At 34.1% G+C, this 25,076-nt stretch carries 21 protein-coding genes; 5 read left to right on the top strand and 16 right to left on the bottom strand.

Annotated features, from left to right (window positions below):
* Window positions 1-136: 136 nt before the first annotated feature.
* On the bottom strand, window positions 137-1,951 hold the full coding sequence (locus H280_RS0114310; RefSeq protein WP_028411243.1) for an SgrR family transcriptional regulator: 1,815 nt from the start codon (window positions 1,949-1,951) through the stop codon (window positions 137-139).
* A 61-nt stretch (window positions 1,952-2,012) separates the two neighbouring features.
* Here H280_RS0114310 and H280_RS0114305 point away from each other — a divergent pair, with 61 nt between their 5' ends.
* Complete coding sequence (locus H280_RS0114305; RefSeq protein ID WP_020061821.1) at window positions 2,013-3,224, top strand: MDR family MFS transporter; 1,212 nt, start codon at window positions 2,013-2,015, stop codon at window positions 3,222-3,224.
* Window positions 3,225-3,245: 21 nt separating this feature from the next.
* On the opposite strand, the gene H280_RS0114300 is transcribed toward H280_RS0114305, so the two are convergent.
* The 3 genes from H280_RS0114300 to H280_RS0114290 form a co-directional block, all read right to left on the bottom strand.
* Complete coding sequence (locus H280_RS0114300) at window positions 3,246-3,641, bottom strand: hypothetical protein (protein ID WP_020061820.1); 396 nt, start codon at window positions 3,639-3,641, stop codon at window positions 3,246-3,248.
* A 102-nt stretch (window positions 3,642-3,743) separates the two neighbouring features.
* Entirely contained in the window at window positions 3,744-3,992 is a 249-nt protein-coding gene (locus H280_RS0114295; protein ID WP_020061819.1) for a GlsB/YeaQ/YmgE family stress response membrane protein, read from the bottom strand.
* 140 nt (window positions 3,993-4,132) lie between these two features.
* Window positions 4,133-4,912 (bottom strand): TrmB family transcriptional regulator, encoded by a 780-nt coding sequence (locus tag H280_RS0114290; RefSeq protein ID WP_020061818.1) that lies wholly within the window; start codon window positions 4,910-4,912, stop codon window positions 4,133-4,135.
* 465 nt (window positions 4,913-5,377) lie between these two features.
* Between H280_RS0114290 and H280_RS0114285 the strand changes: the two genes are divergently transcribed.
* On the top strand, window positions 5,378-6,148 hold the full coding sequence (locus H280_RS0114285; RefSeq protein WP_020061817.1) for a sulfite exporter TauE/SafE family protein: 771 nt from the start codon (window positions 5,378-5,380) through the stop codon (window positions 6,146-6,148).
* Window positions 6,149-6,214: 66 nt separating this feature from the next.
* Here the strand turns inward: H280_RS0114285 and H280_RS0114280 are convergent, their stop codons facing one another.
* Window positions 6,215-6,400 (bottom strand): DUF3970 family protein, encoded by a 186-nt coding sequence (locus H280_RS0114280; RefSeq protein ID WP_020061816.1) that lies wholly within the window; start codon window positions 6,398-6,400, stop codon window positions 6,215-6,217.
* A 211-nt stretch (window positions 6,401-6,611) separates the two neighbouring features.
* Window positions 6,612-7,337, bottom strand: a complete 726-nt coding sequence (locus H280_RS23650; RefSeq protein ID WP_020061815.1) for a TetR/AcrR family transcriptional regulator — start codon at window positions 7,335-7,337, stop codon at window positions 6,612-6,614.
* 267 nt (window positions 7,338-7,604) lie between these two features.
* Between H280_RS23650 and H280_RS0114270 the strand changes: the two genes are divergently transcribed.
* The gene (locus H280_RS0114270) at window positions 7,605-8,798 is read left to right on the top strand and encodes an MFS transporter (RefSeq protein WP_020061814.1); all 1,194 of its coding nucleotides are present in this window, start codon (window positions 7,605-7,607) and stop codon (window positions 8,796-8,798) included.
* Between the two features lie 29 nt (window positions 8,799-8,827).
* On the opposite strand, the gene pduL is transcribed toward H280_RS0114270, so the two are convergent.
* Entirely contained in the window at window positions 8,828-9,400 is a 573-nt protein-coding gene (gene pduL, locus H280_RS0114265) for a phosphate propanoyltransferase (RefSeq protein ID WP_020061813.1), read from the bottom strand.
* Window positions 9,401-9,822: 422 nt separating this feature from the next.
* On the opposite strand from pduL, the gene H280_RS0114260 reads away from it, so the two are divergent.
* On the top strand, window positions 9,823-11,016 hold the full coding sequence (locus tag H280_RS0114260) for an LL-diaminopimelate aminotransferase (protein WP_020061812.1): 1,194 nt from the start codon (window positions 9,823-9,825) through the stop codon (window positions 11,014-11,016).
* A 165-nt stretch (window positions 11,017-11,181) separates the two neighbouring features.
* Here H280_RS0114260 and H280_RS0114255 read toward each other — a convergent pair whose 3' ends face one another.
* The 7 genes from H280_RS0114255 to H280_RS0114225 all read right to left on the bottom strand — a co-directional run bounded on the left by H280_RS0114255 (window position 11,182) and on the right by H280_RS0114225 (window position 21,533).
* Complete coding sequence (locus H280_RS0114255; protein WP_020061811.1) at window positions 11,182-12,387, bottom strand: Ger(x)C family spore germination protein; 1,206 nt, start codon at window positions 12,385-12,387, stop codon at window positions 11,182-11,184.
* On the bottom strand, window positions 12,371-13,474 hold the full coding sequence (locus tag H280_RS0114250) for a spore germination protein (protein WP_020061810.1): 1,104 nt from the start codon (window positions 13,472-13,474) through the stop codon (window positions 12,371-12,373). Before H280_RS0114250 ends, H280_RS0114255 begins: the two co-directional genes overlap by 17 nt.
* Before the next feature lie 27 nt (window positions 13,475-13,501).
* A complete protein-coding gene (locus H280_RS0114245; RefSeq protein ID WP_442852827.1) occupies window positions 13,502-15,004 on the bottom strand; it encodes a spore germination protein in 1,503 nt (500 codons plus the stop codon).
* 247 nt (window positions 15,005-15,251) lie between these two features.
* A complete protein-coding gene (locus tag H280_RS26750) occupies window positions 15,252-15,377 on the bottom strand; it encodes a hypothetical protein (RefSeq protein WP_020061808.1) in 126 nt (41 codons plus the stop codon).
* Between the two features lie 133 nt (window positions 15,378-15,510).
* Window positions 15,511-17,859, bottom strand: a complete 2,349-nt coding sequence (helD, locus tag H280_RS0114235) for an RNA polymerase recycling motor HelD (protein WP_020061807.1) — start codon at window positions 17,857-17,859, stop codon at window positions 15,511-15,513.
* A 270-nt stretch (window positions 17,860-18,129) separates the two neighbouring features.
* Entirely contained in the window at window positions 18,130-20,214 is a 2,085-nt protein-coding gene (locus H280_RS0114230; protein WP_020061806.1) for a hypothetical protein, read from the bottom strand.
* Window positions 20,215-20,606: 392 nt separating this feature from the next.
* Entirely contained in the window at window positions 20,607-21,533 is a 927-nt protein-coding gene (locus tag H280_RS0114225; protein WP_020061805.1) for an alpha/beta fold hydrolase, read from the bottom strand.
* 503 nt (window positions 21,534-22,036) lie between these two features.
* Here H280_RS0114225 and H280_RS0114220 point away from each other — a divergent pair.
* The gene (locus tag H280_RS0114220; RefSeq protein ID WP_020061804.1) at window positions 22,037-22,177 is read left to right on the top strand and encodes a YrzI family small protein; all 141 of its coding nucleotides are present in this window, start codon (window positions 22,037-22,039) and stop codon (window positions 22,175-22,177) included.
* A 358-nt stretch (window positions 22,178-22,535) separates the two neighbouring features.
* Here H280_RS0114220 and H280_RS0114215 read toward each other — a convergent pair whose 3' ends face one another.
* A complete protein-coding gene (locus H280_RS0114215) occupies window positions 22,536-24,299 on the bottom strand; it encodes a SulP family inorganic anion transporter (RefSeq protein WP_020061803.1) in 1,764 nt (587 codons plus the stop codon).
* A gap of 106 nt (window positions 24,300-24,405) precedes the next feature.
* Entirely contained in the window at window positions 24,406-24,762 is a 357-nt protein-coding gene (locus H280_RS0114210; protein WP_020061802.1) for an ArsR/SmtB family transcription factor, read from the bottom strand.
* Window positions 24,763-25,076 lie beyond the last annotated feature (314 nt).

Genomic DNA, 25,076 nt, shown 5'->3' with positions numbered 1-25,076 from the left:
ATGCATTTTTCCATTTGTATGAAAAATAGAATGAAATGGTTGCTATGCTAAGTATCACTTTATCTGTTCTATAAGTAATAAACCCATCATTTCATCGTAAAACGGTCGAAGAAATGATGGGTTGCACTTTGTTCTACTACATTGTTACGTTATGTTGTTGTTTAAACCATATATGATAAAAATTAATCCATCCCTGAGAGTTAATTGCTACATTTTGTATTGTCTCTTGCGCATGTATCGTCATATAATTTCGATACAAAGGAATGATATGAATATCTTCTAACAGCTCCTGTTCTGTTTCCCCTAACAATTGCAAACGCATACTCCGGTTTTGTTCCTTAAATACACGTTTCAACTTCTCATTTAAATTGAAAGAACTATGCTGATGAAGAAAACTATTTTTCGTTAGTAGTAAATATAGATAACTTAATTCCGTGTGCTCGCTTATTGTAGCACTATCATGAATCAAATCAGCTTCTTGTATTATCCGAGGTGTAAGAAGTTCATGTGCATCTAAAAAAGATAGTTCTATCTTAATTCCATACTTAGCACATTCTTTTTGAATCCAATGTGAATCCTCAGCGTGATCTTGCTCTTGAAAGGTATATAAATATAATGTTTCCCCTCTATACCCACTAATCCCTAATAAATCTTTAATTGAATTTCCGTTCTTTATTTCAATTGTTTTTCCTAATAACAGATTCGTCGCTGCTTCTCCGCGTTCACCTTTTAAATCGTTTATTATTTGCATACCGTTGATAATTTGTTTTAATACTTGTCGAAAAGCTACATGTTGCATAGGACCTCGTTTTTTAGTATTGAGTGTTATATATGTTACATTCGCTTCTAATTGAGACGTTTCTTTTTGGGCGCTCTTTCTATCATGTTGTATAGAACCAGATAATACTTCATAACCGCTATAACTACTTAAATCTTGTGAGTACCAAAGCTCAATACGATCAAGAAATGGGCGCTCGCGAAAATATAAAGGATTTACTTCTAAAACAAGGAGTTCATCATCATTTTTAACAAGTTTGAATGGACCTGTTCCATTTAATAAGTATTGATTAGTCTCTGTATTATATGATTCGGATACGATAGAACAATGTTCCCCTCCTAAAATGTATAAAAATAATTCATTTTCTCTTTGTAATTGAATTTCAATTGTATATTCATTGACGATATGTATTCTTTTAATATCTTGTAGCATCCAGCGATAGGGATTGTTTTTTGTACTTAAAAAACGATTGAAAGTATACTTGACATCATGTGTAGTAAGCACTTTTTGATTATGAAAATGAACGCCCTTACGGAGATAAAATGTCCAAATTTTATGCGTATGATTGTATTCCCAATAAAAAGCGAGGCGAGGTTCGACTTCATTTGTCTGTTCATTATAATGAACAAGCGTATCACAAACGTGCTTAACAATGTGACACTCAGAGCGAAGCGTTACATACATAGGATCTAAACATGTAATTGGCTGCATGCGCATGTTTAGACGTAAAACATCGATTCTTCCTTGAGATGACTGTTCAATGTGGTATCCAAAAAGTGTGTCAACCCATGTTTTGAATTGTTCTAATACATAGGGAAAATACTCTGCATATGTGTGAATAAAAGCTTTTCCACTTTTAATTTCGCCTTGTTTCACTAGGGCCTTTCCTTTTTCAAAAATAAGCGTTGCTGGATCTTGTAAAAAAGAGATTTTAGATCGATTTCCTCTTCCCCGTCCTGGCAACCAGCAAATCCATTTCATTTCTTCCAGTTTTTTTATTGTGAATTTACTATTTCGATCTGTACAATATAATGATTTTGAAATGTCTTGCATTGATATTTCTATGCTGTCTCCAAGATTTCTCCCTTTTGCATACTGAAACCAGAGCTGTATGTAATGATCCAAAATTATCATGCCTATCCCCCTAAAAGATGAAAAATTTCTTTGCTTCATTCTACTCTTTTTCCTCTTTCCTTTCCATCATAAAATTTCCATATAGAAAGGAGAGAATGAAATGATGACATTCGCAAAACGTTATAGTAAACCGATATGGATCCGGTTATTTGGAGAACTGTTAACAAGTATAACCGGGGCAATGCTCGCACTTATTTTCATCATATATGTAAACAAAGCTTTAAATGGAAACGCCTTGTTTACTATGTTACTTTTTGGACTACAACCACTTAGTGAAATTCTCTTTACACTTTTTGGTGGTAGCATTACAGATCGGTATGGGAGAAAAATAATTATTCTAACTGGACTACTCTTACAAGCATGCGCTATGACTGGTTTTATTTTCACCAAATCTGTTATACTATTCGCTTTTTTCTACATTATGAATGGTCTAGGGCGTTCTCTTTATATTCCTGCACAACGAGCACAAATTGCAGATGTAACAGAGAAAGAAAAACAAGCCGAAGTATTTGCTCTCATTCAAACAGTTGGAGCTGTTGGAGCAATCGCTGGCCCAGCGCTTGGATATTTCTTTTATAAAGATGATCCAACCATACTTTTTATCCTAGAGGCCGCTGCTTTATTTTTTTATTCGTTTATTGTATGGACGCAGCTGTCAGAAACAGCTCCAATCCTTCAACATAACGAACAAAAAAACACCTCTATAAAATGGAAGCATTTTCTCACACAACATTATAGCGTGTTTGGACTTATGATTTTTATGCTGCCTATTAGTTTTTTCTATGCACAAATAGAAACAAACTATCGACTATATGCCGAAAAAGAATTATTCACTAATTTTATGTTTGTTTTTACATTTATGGCGACTTGCAAAGGCATTATGGAGATTATTTTACAAGTCGGAGTCGTAAAATGGACAGAGAAATTTTCAATGCAAAAAATTATTGTTATTTCTTATGTTTGCTATACGATCGCTGCGATTGGTTACGGCTACTCCAATACATTATGGTTATTATTTTTCACACTATTAATTTTAACAATTGGAGAAAGTATAGCTTTAAATCATCTATTACGTTTTGTTTCTGCATTAGCACCAGAACATATGCGAGGGATTTATTTCTCTATATACGGTACACACTGGGATATTTCACGAATGCTTGGTCCAGCAGCTGGAGCATTATTATTACAACACTTTAGCGGGAGTTTCTTATTTAATATGTGTGCCGTTTTTCTCATAATTGGCGGCGCTTGCCAATACCTCTTTATCACTTATATTCTTAAACAAGACAAAACAAAAAGGCTGTCCGCATAAGGAGCAGCCTTTCTTATGTAATTAAGCTTCAATCTCTTTACCATCTTCTACGATGTGATAAAGTAAATGTGCTAAATGATGAATTGGACCATGTTCTTCCTCTTCTTCATCCGTTTCACCTTGGAATTCAAGATCATTTAAATAAAGGGCTACAAATTGATAAAATAGTTTTAAATCAAAACCGTAGCACGCGCTTGGTTCTTCATGATCCCCTTCATATTGAAGCATTAAATATTGCTCATTACCTTCAGCATCTTCCGCATCAAAGAAGACAAAAAAACCTACATTAGTATCTAAATCAAACAGATGACGCGTACCGCCTTCTGTTGCTTTGTTAAAATCATCTTCATTTAATTTATAAACAGTCGTTGCTTTTGCATTATCTTCTTGATGGAAATTAACTGTAAATTCTTTCATGTTGACACCTCCAAATATTATGTCCTTAGCATAACAGATTTACAAATATAACACAAAATTAACGAAAAAGGACTGCTTACATAAGTAAACAGTCCTCCTACTTTACTTTTTCATCATCCGAAGCAAAAAGCTAACAATAAAAATAAGAATAATGGAACCGATTAAAGCTGGGACTATCGAAAAACCACCAATCACAGGACCGAATTTACCAAGAAGTGATGTGCCGATCCAAGATCCAATAATACCTGCAATAATATTTCCAATTACCCCACCAGGAACATCTCTTCCAATGATTAAGCTAGCAAACCAGCCTAAAATGCCTCCAATAATTAATGACCATAATAATGCCATGCGCTATTTCCCCCTTAAAATTGTTAACATATCAAATGTGTAATTACTTACGTTTAGTTATGCTACATTTTTATGGAAAAATACGCTAAAACGTTCATATAGAATAATTATTTTTTATCATGAAGAATAATAAAGTTTGATTACTCAAAAAACTTCTCTCTTTCTACAGAAATCCAAGGTTGTAAATTATCCTTACTTTCTTGCATTAATCGATTCACTAATACATCATGCCATATGTAATTCTCTAATAGAGACACATGCACAGGGTCATCTGTGAAAAAGGTATTTCCATTTTGTTCTACAGGGTGACCATAAATCATTTCTTTGCCATCAATAGAAATAATAAACCACTTTTTTTCTCCGATGTTATCTACGTAATCGGTTTTACGATGAATCACTAAATTTGGTAATGGATCTTCAACTTGAAAGACAATTCCTTTTAGACTGCAAGTTTTTTGCATCTTTCGCAAGTCTTCTTCAAGCTTTTCATACATCGTATTCCACATAGATATGATAATTCTACTTTTAGCTCGGCGAAGAAGAATGCGACAAAATGAAAGGATTGTTTCTTCTCCCTTTATCGTTGTAACACGCGGATCAGCTTTTGGTCTTTGACTCTCAACTTCTTTTAATTCTTGTTGTACAGATGTATACGTATCTTCCCATTTTTGTTTAATTGATTCTAAAAATACATCAACAGGCAAAGGAGAATATTGTGCGGCTTCATTCACTTCTTCTTTCATCACTACACCCATTTTTTCTAATCCTTCTAACACTTCATAAATCCGAGCGCGAGGCACACCAGATTGTTTACTTACTTGATAAGCACTTGATGTCCCTAAATATACTAGGGCCACATACGCTTTAGCTTCGTATTGATTAAAACCTAACGACTGAACTTTTTGTAAAATTTTTTCCATAATGACCTTCCTATATATAGGTTTAAATAACGATAAATTTTAAACTACTAAGACTAATAGTATCGTTAAACAACGGTTTAGTAAATGGGTTCTATTTTGTTATCAATTGCTAACATCTATATAAATGCAAATAAAAAAAACGACATAAAAACCCCTTTGTTTTTTGGGGAGGATGAGAGCATCTGGCCGTGCATAGGAGAGGTCAGGGCCTTTTCCTTCCGCATTCGAGGTTAAAAACAAAAGGAGAAAGCAAGTTCAGAGCACTTGTTTTCTCCCTGCCAGCGACTTATATGAGATGGGTTTAAATAATTAAATTTATCAACTTCCCCTATTAGTAGTTATTTTCAAATTTCTCATTCACAAACACATGTAATTTTGCTAATATATATTTAGTCACTACTTAAATAGTGACTAAATGTCGGAGTCTTTCACTAAAAACAAATTTATATTATAGGGGTAGTTATTATGGAAGATATAAACTTATACACACTAGTTTTTTTAGTACTCTTTGGTTTTTTAGCTGCATTCATCGATTCGGTGGTTGGAGGAGGCGGGTTAATTTCTATTCCAGCCTTACTGTTTACAGGATTACCAGCTTCAACTGCAATTGCTACGAATAAATTAGCAAGTTCAATGGGAGCTTTAACAAGTACGATATCGTTTATTAAATCAGGAAAAGTAAATTTTCGCCTTGTATCTAAATTGTTCCCTTTGTCTGTTTTGGGTTCTTTTTTTGGGGCATATGTGGTAAAACATATTTCCTCGCAAGTATTACAACCGTTAATGCTCGTATTATTAATAATAGTTGCTATCTATACCATTTTAAAAAAGGATTGGGGTAAAGATTCTAAATATGAAGGGATGAATTGGAAAAGAGGAGCGGTCTTTGTGGTCACAGTATTTATGATTGGATTTTATGATGGATTCTTTGGAGCAGGTACTGGTTCGTTTTTGTTATTTTCTTTTTTAATAATTGGATTTGATTTTATTCAGTCAGCCGGCAATGCAAAAGTTCTTAATTTTGGTAGTAATATAGCCGCTCTCATCATGTTTTTATACTTAGATGTCGTGAATTTTTCATATGGTATTCCGATGGGGATTGCTATGATTTTTGGAGCTTTTGTAGGTTCAAACTTTGCAATTAAAAAAGGTGTCTCGTATGTGAGAATACTGTTTATTGTAGTTACGCTTTTATTAATTGGAAAAAACGTCTTAGATTATCTACATATTATTTAATTTATCCAACAAGGTCACTCCCACTGACTCATACAAAATTAAATAACCAATCCTAAATAGGTTTGGTTATTTTCGTTCTTCTTTTTGCTTATATGTGAGATATGCTAAAACACTCTTACTATTTGTATACTTTGGATTATTTCCTTTTCGCGGCTCACGTGAATATGTTCTTTCATATCCAGGTACCTCTGGCATCTCTTTTAAAAATTGCATTACTTCCGTTTCTGTTCCTTCAATACGTACACGAATCATTGTTATTGCTCCCTGCTTTATATATTCCACTCTATCTAGTATATCGAATACTATGAATCTCACAAGTATGAATTAACATTTTAAAGTGGATGATTTTCTAGCAACAAACAATGTCATCTCTGTATGGAAAGACTGCACTTCATTATTTTCGATTGTGATATGAAACCATTCTTGTATTTCTTGAGAAGCTTTTATCATATATTGTGTTAATTCAGTCCTTTTTCGCAGCATTTTGAGCTGTAGTTAAAATTCCGATGAAAGAATAGAGAAGAGTACGGTTTGATACGACAATATAAAAAGAAGATAGAAACATATAAAATGCATAATAGTGTAATATATCAGCATTCCAGCCAATTATATATAAGAAAATCCCCAAAATTAATAGAAAGAACGATCTCCTCCAAATTTTTTCTGCGTGGAGATTAATTGGACTTCCCATATATTTATCTAGCCCTTCGACAACTAAAGTGAGTAATTGTGCCTTCGCTTCAATATTTTCATTTTTTAGGACTCCCAATTCAACTCCAAAGTGTAAAATTCCGATAAATCCTTCTGAATATTCTTGCAATACTTCCTGTAACCAGTTTTCGTACTTTTCTTCGCGCATGCTCAACACAACATATTCATTTAATATCTTGGAGTAATAAACGTCTTTTTCTTGGACTTGTATCATAAGAATGCCGTCATGAATAAGCTGCGTTTCAAAATTTTCTTTGTTATATTTGTGCATTGAAAAAAATCTAGAGAAATTAATTTCTTTTACAATTACTTTAAACAATTCTTTAATTAATTCTTCCTTTGAAGAAAAGTAATAATAAATAGCAGGTTTAGTCACCCTCACTTCTTTTGCAATTATAGATAAACTGGTTTTTTCAAATCCATTTTCGGCAAATAGTATATAAGCTCTTTCTAATATTTGTTCGTATTTTGTTGACATGAGGTACACTCTCCTTCTTATTTACTTACCGGTAAGTAAATAAGAAGGAGATTTTTTCCACACTCAATAGATGAAATAACAATTTATTTTCTTCTGAGAAAAAAGGTATATATACAACGAAATTAGCTTCTAAGTCAAAACATTTGAAATTCTTCTTTTAAACCCTTAGTATATACTCTGACTCAAAATATAAAGTTATACGATGTAATGAAAAAAGGAGGTTTTATATACGATTTTCACTACAATTAAAGACTGAGAGGTTTTCCTATGTGGCGTAATAAAAATGTATGGGTCGTTCTCACCGGTGAATTTATTGCCGGAGTAGGGTTATGGCTAGGAATTCTAGGTAATTTGGAGTTCATGCAAAAGTATGTACCATCAGACTTTATGAAATCCATTATTATGTTTATTGGTTTATTAGCTGGTGTCCTTGTTGGGCCCATGGCCGGAAGATTTATTGACCAATATTCTAAGAAAAAAGTTCTTTTATATGCAGGGTTAGGCCGTGTATTAAGTGTTATTTTTATGTTTTTCGCTATTGAGTACAAAAGTATTTCATTTATGATTTTATTTATGATCGCCATTCAAATTTCTGCAGCTTTTTATTTCCCTGCATTACAATCTGTTATCCCACTTATTGTTCAGGAGCATGAATTATTACAAATGAATGGAATTCATATGAATATCGCAACAATCGCTCGTATTGTCGGTACTTCACTAGGCGGTCTCCTACTCGTTGTAATGAGTTTGAACTATATGTATGCTTTTTCAATGGCTGCATATGCACTATTATTCTTTGCTACTTTTTTATTAAACTTTGAAGATACAAAAACAATTGAAAAGAAACGTCAAAATACAAGTTTCATGGAAGTATTTCGGATTTTAAAAGAAATTCCAATTGCGTTTCGTGCTTTAATTTTAAGTATTATTCCACTTTTATTTATTGGCGGTTTCAATTTAATGGTTATAAATATTAGTGAAATGCAGCATGATACAACAATTAAAGGATTTATTTATACAATTGAAGGTTTATCTTTCATGCTTGGTGCGTTTGTCATAAAACGTTTATCAGAGCATGTTTCTTCATATAAATTACTATATATCTTTTCATTTTGTATTGCTTTTTCTCACTTATCACTCTTTTTCAGTGATATAAAATGGATGACGCTTGTATCTTTCGGTATGTTTGGATTTAGTGTTGGTTGCTTCTTTCCCGTTATGTCAACCATTTTCCAAACGAAAATTGATAAAAGCTACCACGGACGTATATTCTCATTCCGTAATATGTTTGACCGTGTCATGTTCCAAATTGTCTTACTCGGAACTGGCTTTTTCTTAGATACAATTGGATTGCAATATATGGTGCTTATCTTTGGTGTTCTTTCTTTATTTATTATTCTCATTTCAATATTACAGCAAAAACAACTAAGCAAAAATACTTCTCAAACACCGAATATGTAGGAGCCATCTCATTTTTGAGATGGCTTTCTTTATGATAAAATCAGTTCACCGAAATCTCCAGTTTTTATATTTCCGCTGTTTGCTTCATCAGTGTCGATGTGCATGTCTAAAGCATACGTATCCTTCACTCGGATTAACACTTGATGAAAAGTTAATCCTCTATCACCTTTAATTTTAACACTTACATATTGTCCATCACTCACTTGAAACTGCATTGCATCTTGTGGCGTCATATGAATGTGCCGCTCAGCAACAATTACCCCTTTATCAATTTGAATTTCACCATTTGGACCAATTAAGGTAATACCAGGTGTCCCATCAATGTTTCCCGATGAGCGAAGCGGAGCGTTTATACCGAGATTACGAGCATCAGTTTTTGAAATCTCTACTTGTGTAAATTTGCGAACAGGTCCGAGAATTCGTACTTTCACAATTTCAGCTTTCTCTGTTTTGATCGTAACTGTTTCTTCAGCTGCGAATTCTCCTGGCTGGGAAAGCTCTTTCGCTACCGTTAACTCATAGCCATTTCCAAAAAGCATTTCTAAATCTTCCTTTGTCACATGAATATGACGATTTGATACACCTATAGGAATTTGCTTCATTTCTATTTCTCCTTTTGTCGATATACACTTTTATTATTTCCTGCTTTTAAAAAATTAGCTATAAAATAGCAGATCCCCTAACAAATTGAGTTTTTGTATAAGTATTGTTTTTATTAAAAAATATACGGTAAAGGAAATTTTACCAAGCATTAACGGGCAGTAATACTCCCACCTCAAAATTCAGCAAAAGCAAAGAAGGTAGAGGGGAGATAAACTGCCCGTAAAAGCCCGATTGGTTCAACTAATAATCAGTGGGGGATGAAGAAAACCCCCACTGATTAAAGTTTCACTTTATCATCACTATTTTTATATCCCCACTAAAAATGGTAAAATATATTTGTGTGTGTTTTCAGAAGAATAAAATAATAAGAATACCAAGATAAGTTTTAATAACAACCATTGTATATTAGGAGGCGTTATTCATGAATTATAGGCTAGCGAATCGCATGGAAGCATTTCAATCATCAATTTTTAGTGAACTAGCAACATATAAAAAAAAGAAAGTAGCAGAAGGTCATGAAATAATTGATTTAAGTATTGGAAACCCGGATATGCCCCCTGCTGATATCGTCATAAATACACTTGTAAAGGCAGCAAACGAAAAGAATAATTATGGTTATACATTAACAGGTACACAAGAATTTCACGAAGCCGTAACAGAATATTATGAGATAAATCACCATGTAACTTTAAATGCTGACAATGAGGTCTTATTATTAATGGGATCGCAAGACGGACTTGTTCATTTACCGATGGTTTTTGCTGATTCAGACGATATAATTCTTGTTCCAGATCCAGGATACACTGCGTATGCAACAGGACTTGCAATGGCAGGAGCAACTCCATATTTTATGCCGTTAAAAAAAGAAAATCATTTTCTTCCTGATTTACATACGATTCCAATAGAAATTGCTCAAAAAGCAAAAATGATTATTTTAAACTTCCCTGGTAATCCTGTACCAGCAATGGCTACGAAGTCATTTTTTACTGATGTGATTGCCTTTGCAAAAAAACACAACATTATTGTCGTGCACGACTTTGCTTATTCTGAATTTTATTATGACGATCAAAAACCTATTAGTTTTCTATCCGTTCCTGGAGCAAAAGACGTTGGCGTAGAAATTAACTCTTTATCTAAAAGTTATAGTTTAGCCGGCAGCCGTATTGGTTACATAATTGGAAATGAAGAAATTGTCGGAGCGCTTAAGCAATTTAAATCAAACACAGACTACGGCGTCTTTCTTCCCATTCAAAAAGCAGCAACCGTTGCTTTAAAAAAGGGTGCTACATATTGTGCAGCAAATCGGATAATTTATCAAAAACGAAGAGATACACTTATTAATGGGCTAACAGAAGCTGGCTGGCATGTTGAAAAGCCACCTGGAAGTATGTTCATATGGGCTGAAATTCCAAAAGGCTATACTTCTTTAGAGTTCGCATATGCATTAATTGATCGTGCCAATGTCGTTGTTACACCAGGTCATGCATTTGGTCCGCATGGAGAAGGTTTTGTTCGCATTGCTCTTGTTCAAAATGAAGAAAAATTAAAACAAGTAGTTAACAACATTAAAAATAGTGGCATTTTTTCTAACGAAGATGCTTTAATCAAAAATTAGTTACATTTTTCTGCTCTTTTCTATATACAAGTAAAAAAACGGCATGTCCTTTTAGAAGAGACGAGCGAAACAGCTCGCTAGTGTGTTAACTCCACTGACGTTAATCATCCAGGTCGAAACGTTAGAAACCCCCACTTCCAGCTTTGGTAAGTGGGGGAGTATTCATTAAGATCCTTTTGCTCCATAATCTTTAATGTTTATTTTTACGCTATATTTAATTGGAACTTTACTAAATGTTTTATCCCAATCTTTTTTGACTTTTTCCCATACTTTTGGATTCTTAATTCTTAATCTGTTTCCAAACCCAGCAACGTCAACCTCATATTCTTTTTGTATCTTTTTTAATGTGTGCTCTACTAGTTGATTCACTTCTTGTATAGCAGCTTTTTCTGCTCTTTTTAGAAATTTATTATTAAAAAGATTTCCCGAAGTAGCCCAATTTTCAGATATTCGCCCCTCTGATTCGATTTTTACATCAAAAGAAATTTTGTTTCCTTTAACATGTGGGGTGATTGTACTTTTCATAGACGCTACTTCATACATAATCGGTTGGCCTGTCTCTTTATCAATCCCTTTTACTAAACCACCTTTCCCTTTCCCTGTTATCCATGTTAAACCTTCCAATTCCTTTTCAGACAAAAAACCATGCAATTTTTTTGTCTTTCCTTTTATAATAGCAGCCCCCGAAAACTTTACTTCTCCTTTTGATGAAATAACATTTTGCAAAAGAAAACTGGATTCTGATTGCATTTTTCCTGGCAATTTAGCAAGAGGAACAGGAGGCAAGATTCTTGACGTTCTATATTGATTATCTGCAATTCCATAAAGGCGAAGCGCTGGAATTTCTCCTGTTTCCTTCATTTCTAGCGCCTTACTAGCTCGGCCTTTGCTAATTAACATGAGGCAACTTGGTCGAATTTCATTATCACGAAGATAAATATCCAGTATTTTTTTCAAGCTATACGTACGCGCCAGATTTGCACTAATAACGATCACCTTCGTATGATGGAAAATTACAGGACGATCTCTTCTCAATGAAACTTCACGAATCATTTGATGCAGAGAATCTCCGGTTTCGGAAACATTCGTATAAGCTTTCCCTTGCGATGCCCCGCCCTTCCCACCTCCACCTGATGCTTGCGGTTTAACGAATTGATAAGTGGAGGTAATCAGGTTCTTTTTTGCATATCCCCCGCCTTCTTCTTCTAGTCCTTTTTCAGCAGCCGACTCCTTTCCTTTATCGAATGCTAGACCGACTTCAAAACCAAGCTCTTCAATTTCATGACTGCTCCAGCATCCTGTAAGAGAAAAAAGTAAAAGTACCGACGATAAAATAAGGAGGAATCGTATATTTTTATGATTTTGTTTCATATTTTCGTTTCCTCCACCTCACAATCATCAGAAGAAAAATTGGCAATACACCAAATAAACACAAAGCAGCATTCCCAATCATATCCCCAAATTTGAATAGATCATTCGTATTTTTAGGAATTAAAGCAATTATATAAACGATTGGCAGTAATGCATACAAAAATGAGTGAATGTTCTTTTTAAAAAGTTGAGCCAAGCCAAGTGCAGCCGCATAGTAACAAATTGTATAAGTTGAAAAGATTTGCATAATCCATATTACAAGTAATAAAGATTCAAACCTTTCAAATATTAAACCAGGAATTTCAAAACTTCTCATAAGATCAAAGGTTGGCCATGTTCTCGTTACTACTCCATCAATAGAAAAAGCTCCAATTACCATCACAACAGTAATTACATAAAAGATCAAAGGAATAGTAATTCCAACTAGTACAACCTTTACACCTTTGTTTGGCTGCTCCATAAACACCAACAGGAGCAACATGATTTCCGCACCTGAATAAGCGAGAGTTGTTGTTTTGATCCCTTTTAGTACTGGCATAACACCTAACCCTAACACTGGACGGAGATTATCTATCTCAAATATTCCGATACTCATAAAGGCGGTTAACAAAAAAATAAAGATTGTAATCGGAAATATAATCCCAAACATACGCGCCATCGGATTGATGCCACCCATCATCAAATAGAGTCCCACCCACATAAACGTCATGATAATAGCCCAGCCAGGGGTTCCTTCCAGTAAAAAGAAACTTGTTACTTCCTCCAATATTCTTACTTCAAATGAAGAAAGCGTAAAAAAGTAAATGATAATAAATAGACTAAGTAACCCGCCTATCCATTTTCCTACAATGTCTTGGCTATACTGATAAAACGTTTTATCGGGAAATTGTTGGCTTAATTTGACCATGATTACTCCCGTAACCATCGCAATCAACCCGCCTAAAATAACAGTTATCCAAACATCTGGTGTCTCCACTTTTTCGGCAGCTGTTCTAGGCAAGGTGAGAATACCTGCCGCAAGTACATAATTGATCATAATAACAGCCGCTTGCGAAGTCTCAATTCGATCTTTAGGATTGGTAATCATCGCTAGTCACTTCCTTTTCAAAGTAAGCTATCCTTTTCGTATTGGATCTTTCGGATGCAGCATCTTTGGGCGACGTTTCATCATTTGAAATGGAACACGAATGATAAAGTCTTTCCAATCACTTGATCGATAAGGAACAGCTGGACTAACATAGGGCACACCAAAACTCTTCAGCTTCACTAAATGACTACATAAGAAGAGAAAAAACAAAATGAGGCCGTACAATCCAAACAACGCAGCGCAAAACATGCCCACAAACCGCAGGATACGAAGTGGAATCGCTGTACTATAAGGTGAGAGAGCAAAGGAAGAAATGGCCGTTGCAGCTACTACGATAACCATCATAGGACTAACAATCCCCGCTTCCACCGCAGCTTGTCCAATGATCAGACCGCCAACGATCCCCATTGCCGAGCCAATTGGTTTTGGCAACCGCAGTCCAGCTTCTCGTAAAATTTCGATAGCTATTTCCATAAGAAGTGCTTCTATAAATGCAGGAAATGGAACACCTTCTCGTCCTCCTAAAATAGAAATAGCTAACTTGGTCGGAATCAATCCAGGGTGAAACGAGATAAAGGAAATATACAAGGCGGGTGTAAAAAGAGAAACGATAGCTGCTCCAAAACGTAATAAGCGGATGAGAGTTCCTGGAATCCAACGTTCATAATAATCTTCTGGCGATTGCATCATCATACTAAATGTAACAGGAGCAATTAATGCAAAAGGTGTTCCGTCTAATAAAATTGCAACCCGCCCTTCCATCAATGCTGCAATGACCCGATCAGGACGCTCCGTACTCTGCACCTGCGCAAAAGGGCTAAGATAATTATCTTCGATGAGCTGCTCTACATAACCTGATTCTGGTACATTATCAATGTCAATTTTTTGAATTCTCCTCTTCACCTCTTCTACTAACTCCGAATCAGCAATCTCTTTCATATAAGCGACGACAAGTTCTTTTTTTGCCCGTTTTCCTACTTGGAATTTCACTAATGATAATCCTGTATTTTCACCATGACGTCGTAAAAGAGCAGTATTATCGCTTAAAATTTCTGTGAAACCGATCCGCGGACCCCTTACTGATACTTCTGATATAGGTTCTTCTACGTTCCGGGTTCTCCCTTTCGTTGTACTGAGAATCAACACATATGATGAGCCATCAATCAAAAGTGCGGTTGAGCCTGTTAGTACCTTTGACATTAAACCTTTTATCTCATGAACTTCTTTTATTTCACTAATAGAAAGGACTTGCTCTTTAATAAACTCTTTTGAAACCGTACCTTTCTTATAAGATGAGTCATGTTTATATTCTTTATAAAAATCAATCATTAATGATTTCATAATATGTGTGTCGATGAGCTCTTTATCTGACAAACCCTCCACAAAAATGATTGCTGCCCGAATACCTGTACGTCCAATGTTAAACTCCCGAAAGTGTACATCTGAGTTTTCACTAATTTCTTTCTTTACAAGTTCCAGATCTACCGTAAAGTCGCCTGTGAAGTTTTCAGATGTGGTTTGAATGGACATAATCCCTTGCTTATTTTCATTTATATTCGCTGTCTTTTTCATTTGTTGATTTTTTGACTCCCGCTCTCTCATTCATATCACTCTTTCTCTTAAAAAAGCTTATTATATCCGCCTAATACGAAACTTCACTAGCAATCACCGGCTTTGGTATCCTACTACGGTACATGTTTATCAGACTGAGAGGTTGTTGATAAAGCTAGCCTATTGTGACTGACTTCAAAATGGATACAGTAAATCATTCATTCCGCTACTTTCCCTCTAATGTATGGATCCAACTAAAAAATTTTGAAATCACATATGGGACGAACAATACAATAAAAGCTTGTCCAAATACTTTCCATTCCGGAAGATAGGCAACAATTGTTTTCCACATTTTAACCATCCTATATCATTGGAATTTCATACGTAATTATTATGTGTGATGTACGGAAATTTAATCCAATGAATACAATATAAAAATGCAAACGAAACAGAGGTCACGCTATGAAGCATGACCTCTGTTTCGTTTATTTATCCTGGGTATAAGTATTTACATTGAGTGTTGATAAAAAAGGGCTTAGTTCTTTTTTATAATAAATATATAACTCGTGCATAGCACGTGTGCAAGCAGTATAGAAAAGCTTACGTTCACTTTCTTTTCTATATTGTTGATTTGAAGCATTATAAATAATAACAGCGTCAAACTCTACACCTTTCGCTAAATATGAAGGTATAATAAGTACTCCCGAATCAAACGAAGCTGTTTCTTTTTGAATGAGATGAATTTGTACATGTTGCTGTAGTAAGTCATATACCAATTTACTTTCCTCAGCAGTTTTACAAATAATCGCTATCGTTTTGTGATTATTTTTTTGCAAATATTTAATCCGATTTACAATTTTTCGATGTAATTCCTCATCTGATTCTACTGCTGTTATAACAGGTTTTCTCCCCTCGCGTTCAAAGGGTTCAATACAGTTTCCGCCTGAAATCAGTTGCCTTGTGAATTCAATAATTTGTTTCGTTGAACGATAACTACGTGTAAGTGCAATTCTCTTGCTTTTTCCCTCTCCATACAACGCATATAATTGCGAAAATCCATTTTCAGCCGCATGTACATGTATCGTTTGATTAAAATCACCAAGTACCGTCATTTTACTATGTGGAAATAATCGCTTCAAAAAGGTGAATTGAAAAACAGAATAATCTTGTGCTTCATCAATAAATATATGCATTACAGATGTGTTTCGTTGTAAGTCTTTCAACTGATCTTTTAAATATAAATAAGGCGTCGCATCCTCATAAGTCATATAATAATCCCGTATACGACTAACTGTTTCTTCACATATTTTTTTCCAACATGACGGTAAGTTGTTATGATCTGTGAATTGTTTTACAAATAACGGATCAGTAAATAACTGTAAATAAATAGCGGTCATATTAATAAATTGAAACTGTTTCACACGTTTACGAAGTGGTTTAAAATGTTTTTTCACAACCATTGTGGCTAACATTTGTTGTTCACGTTCAAAATCATCAAATGTATTCGTGGCATTTTGTCTCTCTTGTTGCAGTTTTTTATGGATTTTTGCATACGTTTCTTTATCAAATAGCTGTATTTCCTCTTCAACCCAAAGTTCTTTTCGCTCTAACTGCTCTCTTTTCTTTAATTCTTTCAGTAACCACTCAGAAATTAATTTTATTCGATTCGGAATCCGCATAGATTCAGGAAAAGAATAAAATTTCTCTAGAATTTCTTCTTTCGATATTAAAACTTTCCTGCGAAATTTCACGTCTTTAAAAATCATTCCAGCTTGTTTCAAATATGCCACATAACTGTCTACAACTTTAACAAAATGTGCACTTGCTTTATATTGAATACCTTGCATACGTATTAAATATTCTGCGTCTTCTTTCTCTGAAAGTACATATTCCATTTGCGTAAACGGATCTTCTACATGAAACGTTTTTTCGATTTGCTCCTCTATATACTCTTGAAATGTGGTTTGTCTCATATTCTCTTCTCCTAATTCAGGAAGAACAGTCGAAATATAACTATTAAACATTGGATTAGGAGAAAAAAGAATGATTTGATCTGCATGTAATGTATCTCGATATCGATATAATAAATAAGCCACACGCTGCAATGCAGCCGATGTTTTTCCACTCCCTGCTGCTCCTTGTACAATGAGTAGATGACTCGTTTCATTACGAATAATTAGATTTTGTTCTTTCTGAATCGTAGAAACGATACTTTTCATTTGTGTATTTGCATTCTTTCCTAACACTTCTTGCAATAATGCATCACCAATTGTTACTCCAGAATCAAACATGCTATCCATATGACCGTTACGAATGATAAATTGTCTCTTTAAAGTTACTTCTCCTGTAATCATTTCATTTTGCGCCTTATACATGGCTAATCCTAACGAAGAATCATAATACAAACTGGATATTGGCGCCCTCCAATCATAAACAAGAAATTGTTCTGTACTCTCATCAAAAAACGAATGAATGCCAAGGTAAATTTGATCTGAACTTCTTTCACCATCTTCTAAAAAATCAATTCTCCCAAAATACGGGGATTGCTCCAGTCGTTTTAACATTGTAAGCTGCTTATCTGCATGATAGTGACTGCGTTCTCTTTCAGCTAACAACTCTGCTTGTTGCTTTATACTTGCCGCTGTTTCAACGGCCTCTTCAGCATTATCGAAGTTAGTCGTTACATCGTTCCAAAAGTTTTTTCGAATTTGAACTACTTCTTTCTTTCCGCTACTTACATATTGTTGAAGACTATTTATGTGTACTTTAATTTTCTGTACAACTTCCTCTATTCGTTTTTGTTCCCTCTTCCACTCTTGTTCATACTGCTCCATATTGTCACTCCTTATCGACAAAAAAATTTGACCAAAAGTTTGACAAACATAGGTGTTTTTGATAAAATTAAATTGGGTAATTATTGAATAAAATAAAATATTTTCTAATGATCATTTTTTTATTTTAACATATACATCTTTCTTAGTTCAATAAAAATTAATGCAATTATCTAAACAATTTAACTATATATGAGAGATCAAATAAAAAATCGATTCCCTATTTAGGAATCGATTTTTTTGACGTATTCAATTACTTCTTATCCTTTTATCTTATTGAATTCCGATTACTCTACTATTTCCGTTCTTCGCAATTTGGACTTTTGCATACATCCCTCCCCCTTTCACAAGGTGAACAGGAACTCCATGTGTACTTCCAATCGTAACATATCCATAATTCATAAATCCTTTAATCCAAATTCCTTTTTCTTTCGGGTAGTCACCGAGCTTTATTTGATCTATATGATAATTCTTTTCTTGTTCTTTTTTCAATTTTATATACACAGGTGTTTTTGTTTCATTTTTTATTTCACGTTTCAACATCATTTCATTTGCTTCCGCTTCTATTTTGAAAGAAAACCATACTTTTTTCATATCCCCTAATTCTGTAACCGGATTTTCCAATTCTAGCAATACAATATTACTGTTATAATAATTCATTTCTTGTTGTGTAACAGTACCTAGTAATATAAACACAGAAAATATACCTACTAACCATATATGTTTTTTCTTATATGTTCCGTTATATTTTATTATGTTCTCTTGTTTTTGCTGCTTATTTGTTAATAACAATACAATCCCTGCCACAAACAACATCCCGCTCAATCCGTAGTTTCCAATATAATTTGTCTCATACATAATAAAATTCGTAAATAAATAGATTACAATGCCAATCCGCTTCATTACAATATCTCTTACATACAACACGCCTAATACAAGAAGTAATATATATCCACCATGTGCGCTTACAATAAACCAATAATCAACTCCTTCGTATTTCCCTAACAAATAGAAAAATGCATATACCATTCCAAATCCAATACTATGTCTGAATAAAAATTTGTTTTTCCGTACAATCGCAAAAATGAAAAATCCGATATGAATGAATACGAGATAACTCATACTTGTTGTATATTCCGCATCTCTCATACATTCACTTACTATAATTCCTTCCAATAGCCACCATAAACTATGTTGTTCTGCCTTATGCTTTGCGAATAACCAATACCCAAATATACAACTAGCATACAACAATCCCCATATGTAATGGTGATCTGTTACAAGCGTTGTAATCCCCGACATGATAGCGAAAACAAATAAAAATATCCGCAAAAATTTTGCTGTTATTTTTTTATATCCCAAAATTCCAAGTACACTTAGCGTAGCGCTTACAATCATGATTATGCTGCTTTCTCTTACTGTTTCCCATAAAATGAAGTAAAGACTCGCAAGAAATAGAATACTACCTATTGAGCTTACGAAAACATATAGCACGTACTCTCCTATTCTCCGATGGTTTATGTTCGTTTGATTCTTTTTTTCTCGCCAAGAGAGATATTGCTGTGAAATAACAACAAACAAACCAACAAGTCCCATCAATATATAAGAAATATTCATAGTTAAATTTACAAATAGATTTGTAATGTCTACCAATGCATACAATGACCATGCTGTTAAGATTGCACCAGTTGTTATTTTATACAAATTTTTTTCTTTTACTTTTTTGAATACCGTAATGTATACAACTGTCATGAAAATTGCACACACTACTTTTATCAAATAATTCGGTTCTCCTCCATCGTATAATCGTTCAAGGTACACTGTCCACAATCCTAATAAACTAGTTGTATAAAATACAAAACATCCTGCCATTCCCCTTCCGAATCGGTACCATATAACTGAAGCAACAGTTATCATAGTAGATTGCCACTTGTCCGTGAAAGCAAACCATGTTATTTCATCGATATTTAATAAAAAGAAAAACATTGCTCCGCCGCTCAGCACATACCACTCCGCTTTTTTATCAGTTATATACAAATATAACACCGGGAGTAACCAACTAATTGAAAGCCATAACTCTTCATTTTCTATACCGTAAATGTTTCGAAACATCCAACATGACCATCCATAAGCCAGATAGATCGTTACACCCATACCTCTTATAAATAACACATTTGCAAACATTACTTTTCTTATTACAAAATAGCCCCCAAGCGCAAGAAGAGGTACCCCTAGTACGGCTAAACTTTGATAAACCGTCGCCCACGAGTAACGCATCGTCATCATTAAAACGATATAAGCACCAAGTAAAGACCATACTCCAAGTATTCTAACAATATCATCTTTCCAGTCCCTCATTCCCCATCCCTCCTTCTATAAGTGTATTCTTTTTATACATATTTTCCGCTTAGAATTTGTATATTTCCCCATTTGTAATTTTAGTTGCGAAATCTATGAAAAAAAAGCTCAATGTTTCTCCTTTTTCATAGAAACATCGAGCATCTTACACACTCTATGCTAAATAAATTCATTTTTATTCCTCGACATATACATCGCTGCTATGCAGAACAAAACATGGCTGCTACTTGCTGTCTATCTTTGTTTTAAACTTTGCACGTGGCAGGAAAAGGAACTGACCGCCTCTATGCATGGCCAGTTGCTCTCGTCTCCTCCCCTAAAAAATTGGTTTTTATGTCATTTTTTCAATTTGTATTTATATATAGACAACCGTCTTAGCTTTTCTATTCATACTATAATAATTCCTTTATAGCGTTTATCACGACCTTTGGATTCTCTAATTGAATCGAATGACCATTCTCTGTTTGAATATGCTTCATACAGTTCGTTAGTTGACATAAAAGTTGCTGCTGCTCTTTCCATATAGGATCTGAATTATTAGAACTTATGACAACTACCGGCAAGTTTTCACGTAAATTTTCTGCTCGTTTTACTTGTTTTGCTGATTCTTCACTGTACAACATTTCTTTATAAACCGCTTCATATGCACCAGGAGTATATCCCACGTGTTTTACATGATTTTGAACTTGCGCCGGAAGACTTCTTCCTCCTACCGGTATTTTTAATAGGCGCGGCAAACCAATGGTAGAGGTGATATATCCTAATCTCATCTGCTTTAAGCTTTTTACGTATTGCTGCGACCTATCTGTATGCATTTCCTCTTTCAAGTATCGATTTTCATGTACCGCATCAACTAATACAATTCCTGCTACTTCATTAGGATATCGACTTGCAAATAAGCGCATATTTAGTCCTGCAAATGAATGTCCCACTAAAATATAAGGAGGAGAAATCCCCATTTTGTCTAAAGCCATTTTCAAATCATTCACTACTTCTTGACTAGTCGATAAACCACTTCTCGTATCACTCCAACCATATCCAGCCCGGTCAAAAGAAACTACTCTTGTAAACTTTGATAATTCAGGCTGGACAAGACACCAGGCTAAACAATTACCACTTAAACCTGCATCTAAAATAACAGTAGGATTTCCATTTTCTTCACCAGAAACAATAGAATGAACGCTGCGACCATCGACTTTCACGATACTTCCAGGTTCTTTCGTTTCATTCTTTTTTCTTATGTACAGATTTCCCGCTGTAAACGGAAATAGTACTGTGCTAATTGCTGTTTTTATAAGATAATCAGTTTGAAAAGCCATAACAATAATTGTACCCCCATCCAACTTTTTGAAAATTGCTGTTACTCTTATTAACTAGAGTTCATCCTCCGAAAATAAGCAAATTCATTTTATTCCTCTCCAAACTAATTATTCGTCGTTCATTATGAAATCTCTTTTAAACATTGTTTATTTTCACCAAAATTCAAAAAATTTATCCTATTTTTAAATTTCAGGGTTTACAAACGGAACCCAACTGTATATACTTACTTACATAAGAAAAAATTTCCAAAGGAGGTCGAATGATATGATGAAAGTAACTGTATATGTAGCACTTGTTTCACAATCAAATAAATATTCGACCATCCATATGGGGAATTGAAAATCGCGTTTACTATGATTTAAATTATTCTGCCACAGGAGGTCGGATGCCTTCCTGTGGCTTTTTCATGTCTTGCCGCAGGAGCACTATGTCTCTCTGTGGCTTTTTTGTGCGATTTTCATATTCTTACAATTTTACACATTTGAAGGGAGTTAAAAATAATATGACATTTCACGTATTCTTTTTAACGATAACGATTCAAAAAAACCGTCTATCTGAAGATGAACTTGAACATAAACAACGTGTTCAACAAATCGTGGACGAAGTAAAAGATCGTCAAATATCGTTTTATAACCATCTGTAATTTTAAATACCCAAAAACGATGAAAGGAGATATTTAAAATGTTTTTATCTAAGTGGAAAATTATGATTTGGATTGTAGAGGTAGACTCCGCATAACAAAATGCGTATTTTTTAGGATTGGAATATGAATAAATGAAATTTTTGAAAATTCCCTCTGTCAAGCTTGCAATATGCAGGAATACAATTTGCAAAATCTAAAAAACTACTGTTTGAATAGTTCGAGAGAAATCATTTTTTAAATTAGAAACATGCTCTCATCAATTGACCTTTTATCGGTTAAAATCTGATATGCAAACAAAAACAAGGTTGCTATAAATAATTATAAGCAACCTTGTTCACAATTTTTATTCATTACTTCTTTAAAAATCTAATGCATTTACTTTATCTTTTACTGTATTCACTTTCTGAGGTTGATGAGAAAGTTGGCTACATTCACGAAACGCAAAATGTTTACAGCCTATACACTTTTTCGTATCTAAATGTTCTAAAGCGTAGTTAATTGCATCTCCTGTATGCTCAAAGAAGTTCTGTTCCTCAATCTCATCATATAGTCCATTTCTAACTAAAGTTGTTTTTAGTTCAGATTGAATTCCTGAGACTAGAAGTATTCCATCTTGTTGTTTAAAAGAATGAACAATACTTCTAAAGTAAGACTCTCCTGTCGTATCAATAAAAGGAACTTTTCCCATTCGTAATATTAAAACCTTAGGTTTATAATGAATGGTTGCTAATATATTTTGTTCAAATGTTTGAGCGGCTCCAAAGAATAATGGACCTTCTATTGTATAAATACTAATTTGTGGACAATCATGAGCTTTATTTACCACATGTGGTAACAATTTTTCATTCTTTTTCGAATGATCCGGAAGTACTTTAGATATAACTAGCATGTTGCTCATACGTTTTGTAAATAAAATAATAGCTAAAATAAGACCGATTTCTACAGCTGTTGTTAAACTTGTAAATACAGTTAACAAAAATGTTACAACTAATACAAGCGAATCTCCACTCTTCATTTTAAGAATATGAGCAAAATGTTTTTGTTCACTCATGTTCCAAGCTACTACCATTAAAATGGGAGCCATACTTGCAAGTGGAATATGCGAAGCATATGGAGCTAATAATATAAGTATTAATAAAACAAAGATTCCATGAATAACACCTGATATCGGCGAAGTAGCTCCGCTCTTAATATTAGTTGCTGTTCGAGCAATTGCTCCAGTTGCTGGAATACCTCCAAATAATGGTGTCACAATATTAGCAATTCCTTGACCAATAAGTTCTTTGTTACTGTTGTGTTTACTATTTGTCATACCATCTGCCACGACAGCGGATAGAAGAGATTCAATACCACCGAGCATCGCAATTACAAATGCCGGACCCATCAGCTGTTCGATGCGCTCGAACGTAATTTCTGGTACATGGAAACGCGGAAGTGTATTAGGTATCGTACCATATGCTGTACCGATAGTCGGTACATGGTCTGAGAAAAATACCGTCGCAATTAAAGTTGAAATTACAATAGCTACTAATGAACCAGGTACTTTGGGAAAGATTTTTGGTGTTACAAGTATAACAACAAGGCAAATGAAAGCTGTTATAATGCTATAAAAATTAATGGTATCAATATGAATAAAGATTTCGTTCAGATTCGCTATAAATGCCTCATGCTTTTTTATACCGGTTAAACCTAAAAAGCCAGCAATTTGTCCCGTGAAAATAGTAACAGCAATACCTGATGTAAAACCAATTGTTACAGGACGGGGGATAAACTTAATTAAAGATCCCAATTTAAAAATCCCCATTAAACATAAAAGAATTCCAGCTAATAAACCCGCCAGTAATAAATTTTCATATCCATAGGTAATTACAATACTTAAAAGAATCGGAACAAAAGCACCTGTCGGCCCTCCTATTTGATATTTTGAACCACCAAATAGCGCAGTAAGAATTCCAGCAATACATGTAGTATAAATTCCATACTCGGGTTTAACTCCAGAAGCTATAGCAAAAGACATAGCAAGTGGAATTGCAACAACTCCGACAATCGTTCCTGAAAGAAGATCCTTTTGAAAGTGCCCCAATGAGTATCCTTCAAATCTTCCTGTAAATAACCCTTTCATTATAAACCCTTCTTTTCTGTTTTAATAAATCTTACTTTTTCCGAAAAATTAACTACCTCTTAATAAATTTGAATTGTAAATACATTGTTGAATAATAACTTCTTTCTTAACTTCGATACTCAACCCCCTCCTTAACTATTGTTTTATCATCTTCTTCTAACATTGAAATCGTATCAATTAGATGGTTGTTAAAAATGGCACGTGCAACTTCAAGTAAATTCATAATCATCGGATCTCGAAGAGAATATAAAACTCGTTTCCCATCTTTCGTACCAACAACAATGTTTTTTGCACGTAATACACTTAGTTGTTGTGAAACAGCAGAACCTTCCTTATTAAGAATGCTTTGGAGTTCATTCACACTTTTTTCACCCTCTGACAGTAATTCAAGAATACGAATCCGTAAAGGATGTGATAAAGCTTTAAAAAAATCAGCCTTAAACTGTTGCATTTCATTTCCCATTCAAACGCCTCCGTTACTTACTTATCATTTTAAAGAATTTAGCAGTATTCTACACATCTTCAAATGTTTGAATATGTATAGAATACTGCTATCGTTAATAATTTTCAATACAAATTTTAAATATAGGGAATGAATAACCCATACGTATTCATGCTTAGAACGAAAGAAGACCGGTTACAGTCTGTAACCGGTCTTCTTTCTCAGAGTGTTGGGAAACCCTTTGGGTTTCCCAACCTCTGATGACCTTTATTGTAACTATGTATAAAAAAATTGTACGAAACAATAAAAAATAAGAAAAACAGCCCTTCAACTGA

Origin of the sequence: Bacillus sp. 123MFChir2, assembly GCF_000383235.1 — a bacterium.
Classification (GTDB): Bacteria; Bacillota; Bacilli; order Bacillales; family Bacillaceae_G; genus Bacillus_A.
Note: the sequence above shows the minus strand (reverse complement) of the source record. Positions and strands in the feature narration are given on the sequence as shown.

Coding starts and splice junctions, on each gene's coding strand:
- H280_RS0114295 (WP_020061819.1), bottom strand. CDS start 3,992: ATGGCATTATTATGGTCATTAATTATTGGAGGCATTTTAGGCTGGTTT.
- H280_RS0114225 (WP_020061805.1), bottom strand. CDS start 21,533: ATGGCTTTTCAAACTGATTATCTTATAAAAACAGCAATTAGCACAGTA.
- H280_RS0114255 (WP_020061811.1), bottom strand. CDS start 12,387: ATGAAACAAAATCATAAAAATATACGATTCCTCCTTATTTTATCGTCG.
- H280_RS26750 (WP_020061808.1), bottom strand. CDS start 15,377: ATGTGGAAAACAATTGTTGCCTATCTTCCGGAATGGAAAGTATTTGGA.
- H280_RS0114280 (WP_020061816.1), bottom strand. CDS start 6,400: ATGATTCGTGTACGTATTGAAGGAACAGAAACGGAAGTAATGCAATTT.
- H280_RS0114245 (WP_442852827.1), bottom strand. CDS start 15,004: ATGTCCATTCAAACCACATCTGAAAACTTCACAGGCGACTTTACGGTA.
- H280_RS0114270 (WP_020061814.1), top strand. CDS start 7,605: ATGTGGCGTAATAAAAATGTATGGGTCGTTCTCACCGGTGAATTTATT.
- H280_RS0114310 (WP_028411243.1), bottom strand. CDS start 1,951: ATGAAGCAAAGAAATTTTTCATCTTTTAGGGGGATAGGCATGATAATT.
- H280_RS0114230 (WP_020061806.1), bottom strand. CDS start 20,214: ATGAGGGACTGGAAAGATGATATTGTTAGAATACTTGGAGTATGGTCT.
- helD (WP_020061807.1), bottom strand. CDS start 17,859: ATGGAGCAGTATGAACAAGAGTGGAAGAGGGAACAAAAACGAATAGAG.
- H280_RS0114260 (WP_020061812.1), top strand. CDS start 9,823: ATGAATTATAGGCTAGCGAATCGCATGGAAGCATTTCAATCATCAATT.
- H280_RS0114305 (WP_020061821.1), top strand. CDS start 2,013: ATGATGACATTCGCAAAACGTTATAGTAAACCGATATGGATCCGGTTA.
- H280_RS0114210 (WP_020061802.1), bottom strand. CDS start 24,762: ATGGGAAATGAAATGCAACAGTTTAAGGCTGATTTTTTTAAAGCTTTA.
- H280_RS23650 (WP_020061815.1), bottom strand. CDS start 7,337: ATGTCAACAAAATACGAACAAATATTAGAAAGAGCTTATATACTATTT.
- H280_RS0114220 (WP_020061804.1), top strand. CDS start 22,037: ATGACATTTCACGTATTCTTTTTAACGATAACGATTCAAAAAAACCGT.
- H280_RS0114285 (WP_020061817.1), top strand. CDS start 5,378: ATGGAAGATATAAACTTATACACACTAGTTTTTTTAGTACTCTTTGGT.
- H280_RS0114300 (WP_020061820.1), bottom strand. CDS start 3,641: ATGAAAGAATTTACAGTTAATTTCCATCAAGAAGATAATGCAAAAGCA.
- H280_RS0114250 (WP_020061810.1), bottom strand. CDS start 13,474: ATGATTACCAATCCTAAAGATCGAATTGAGACTTCGCAAGCGGCTGTT.
- H280_RS0114215 (WP_020061803.1), bottom strand. CDS start 24,299: ATGAAAGGGTTATTTACAGGAAGATTTGAAGGATACTCATTGGGGCAC.
- pduL (WP_020061813.1), bottom strand. CDS start 9,400: ATGAAGCAAATTCCTATAGGTGTATCAAATCGTCATATTCATGTGACA.
- H280_RS0114290 (WP_020061818.1), bottom strand. CDS start 4,912: ATGGAAAAAATTTTACAAAAAGTTCAGTCGTTAGGTTTTAATCAATAC.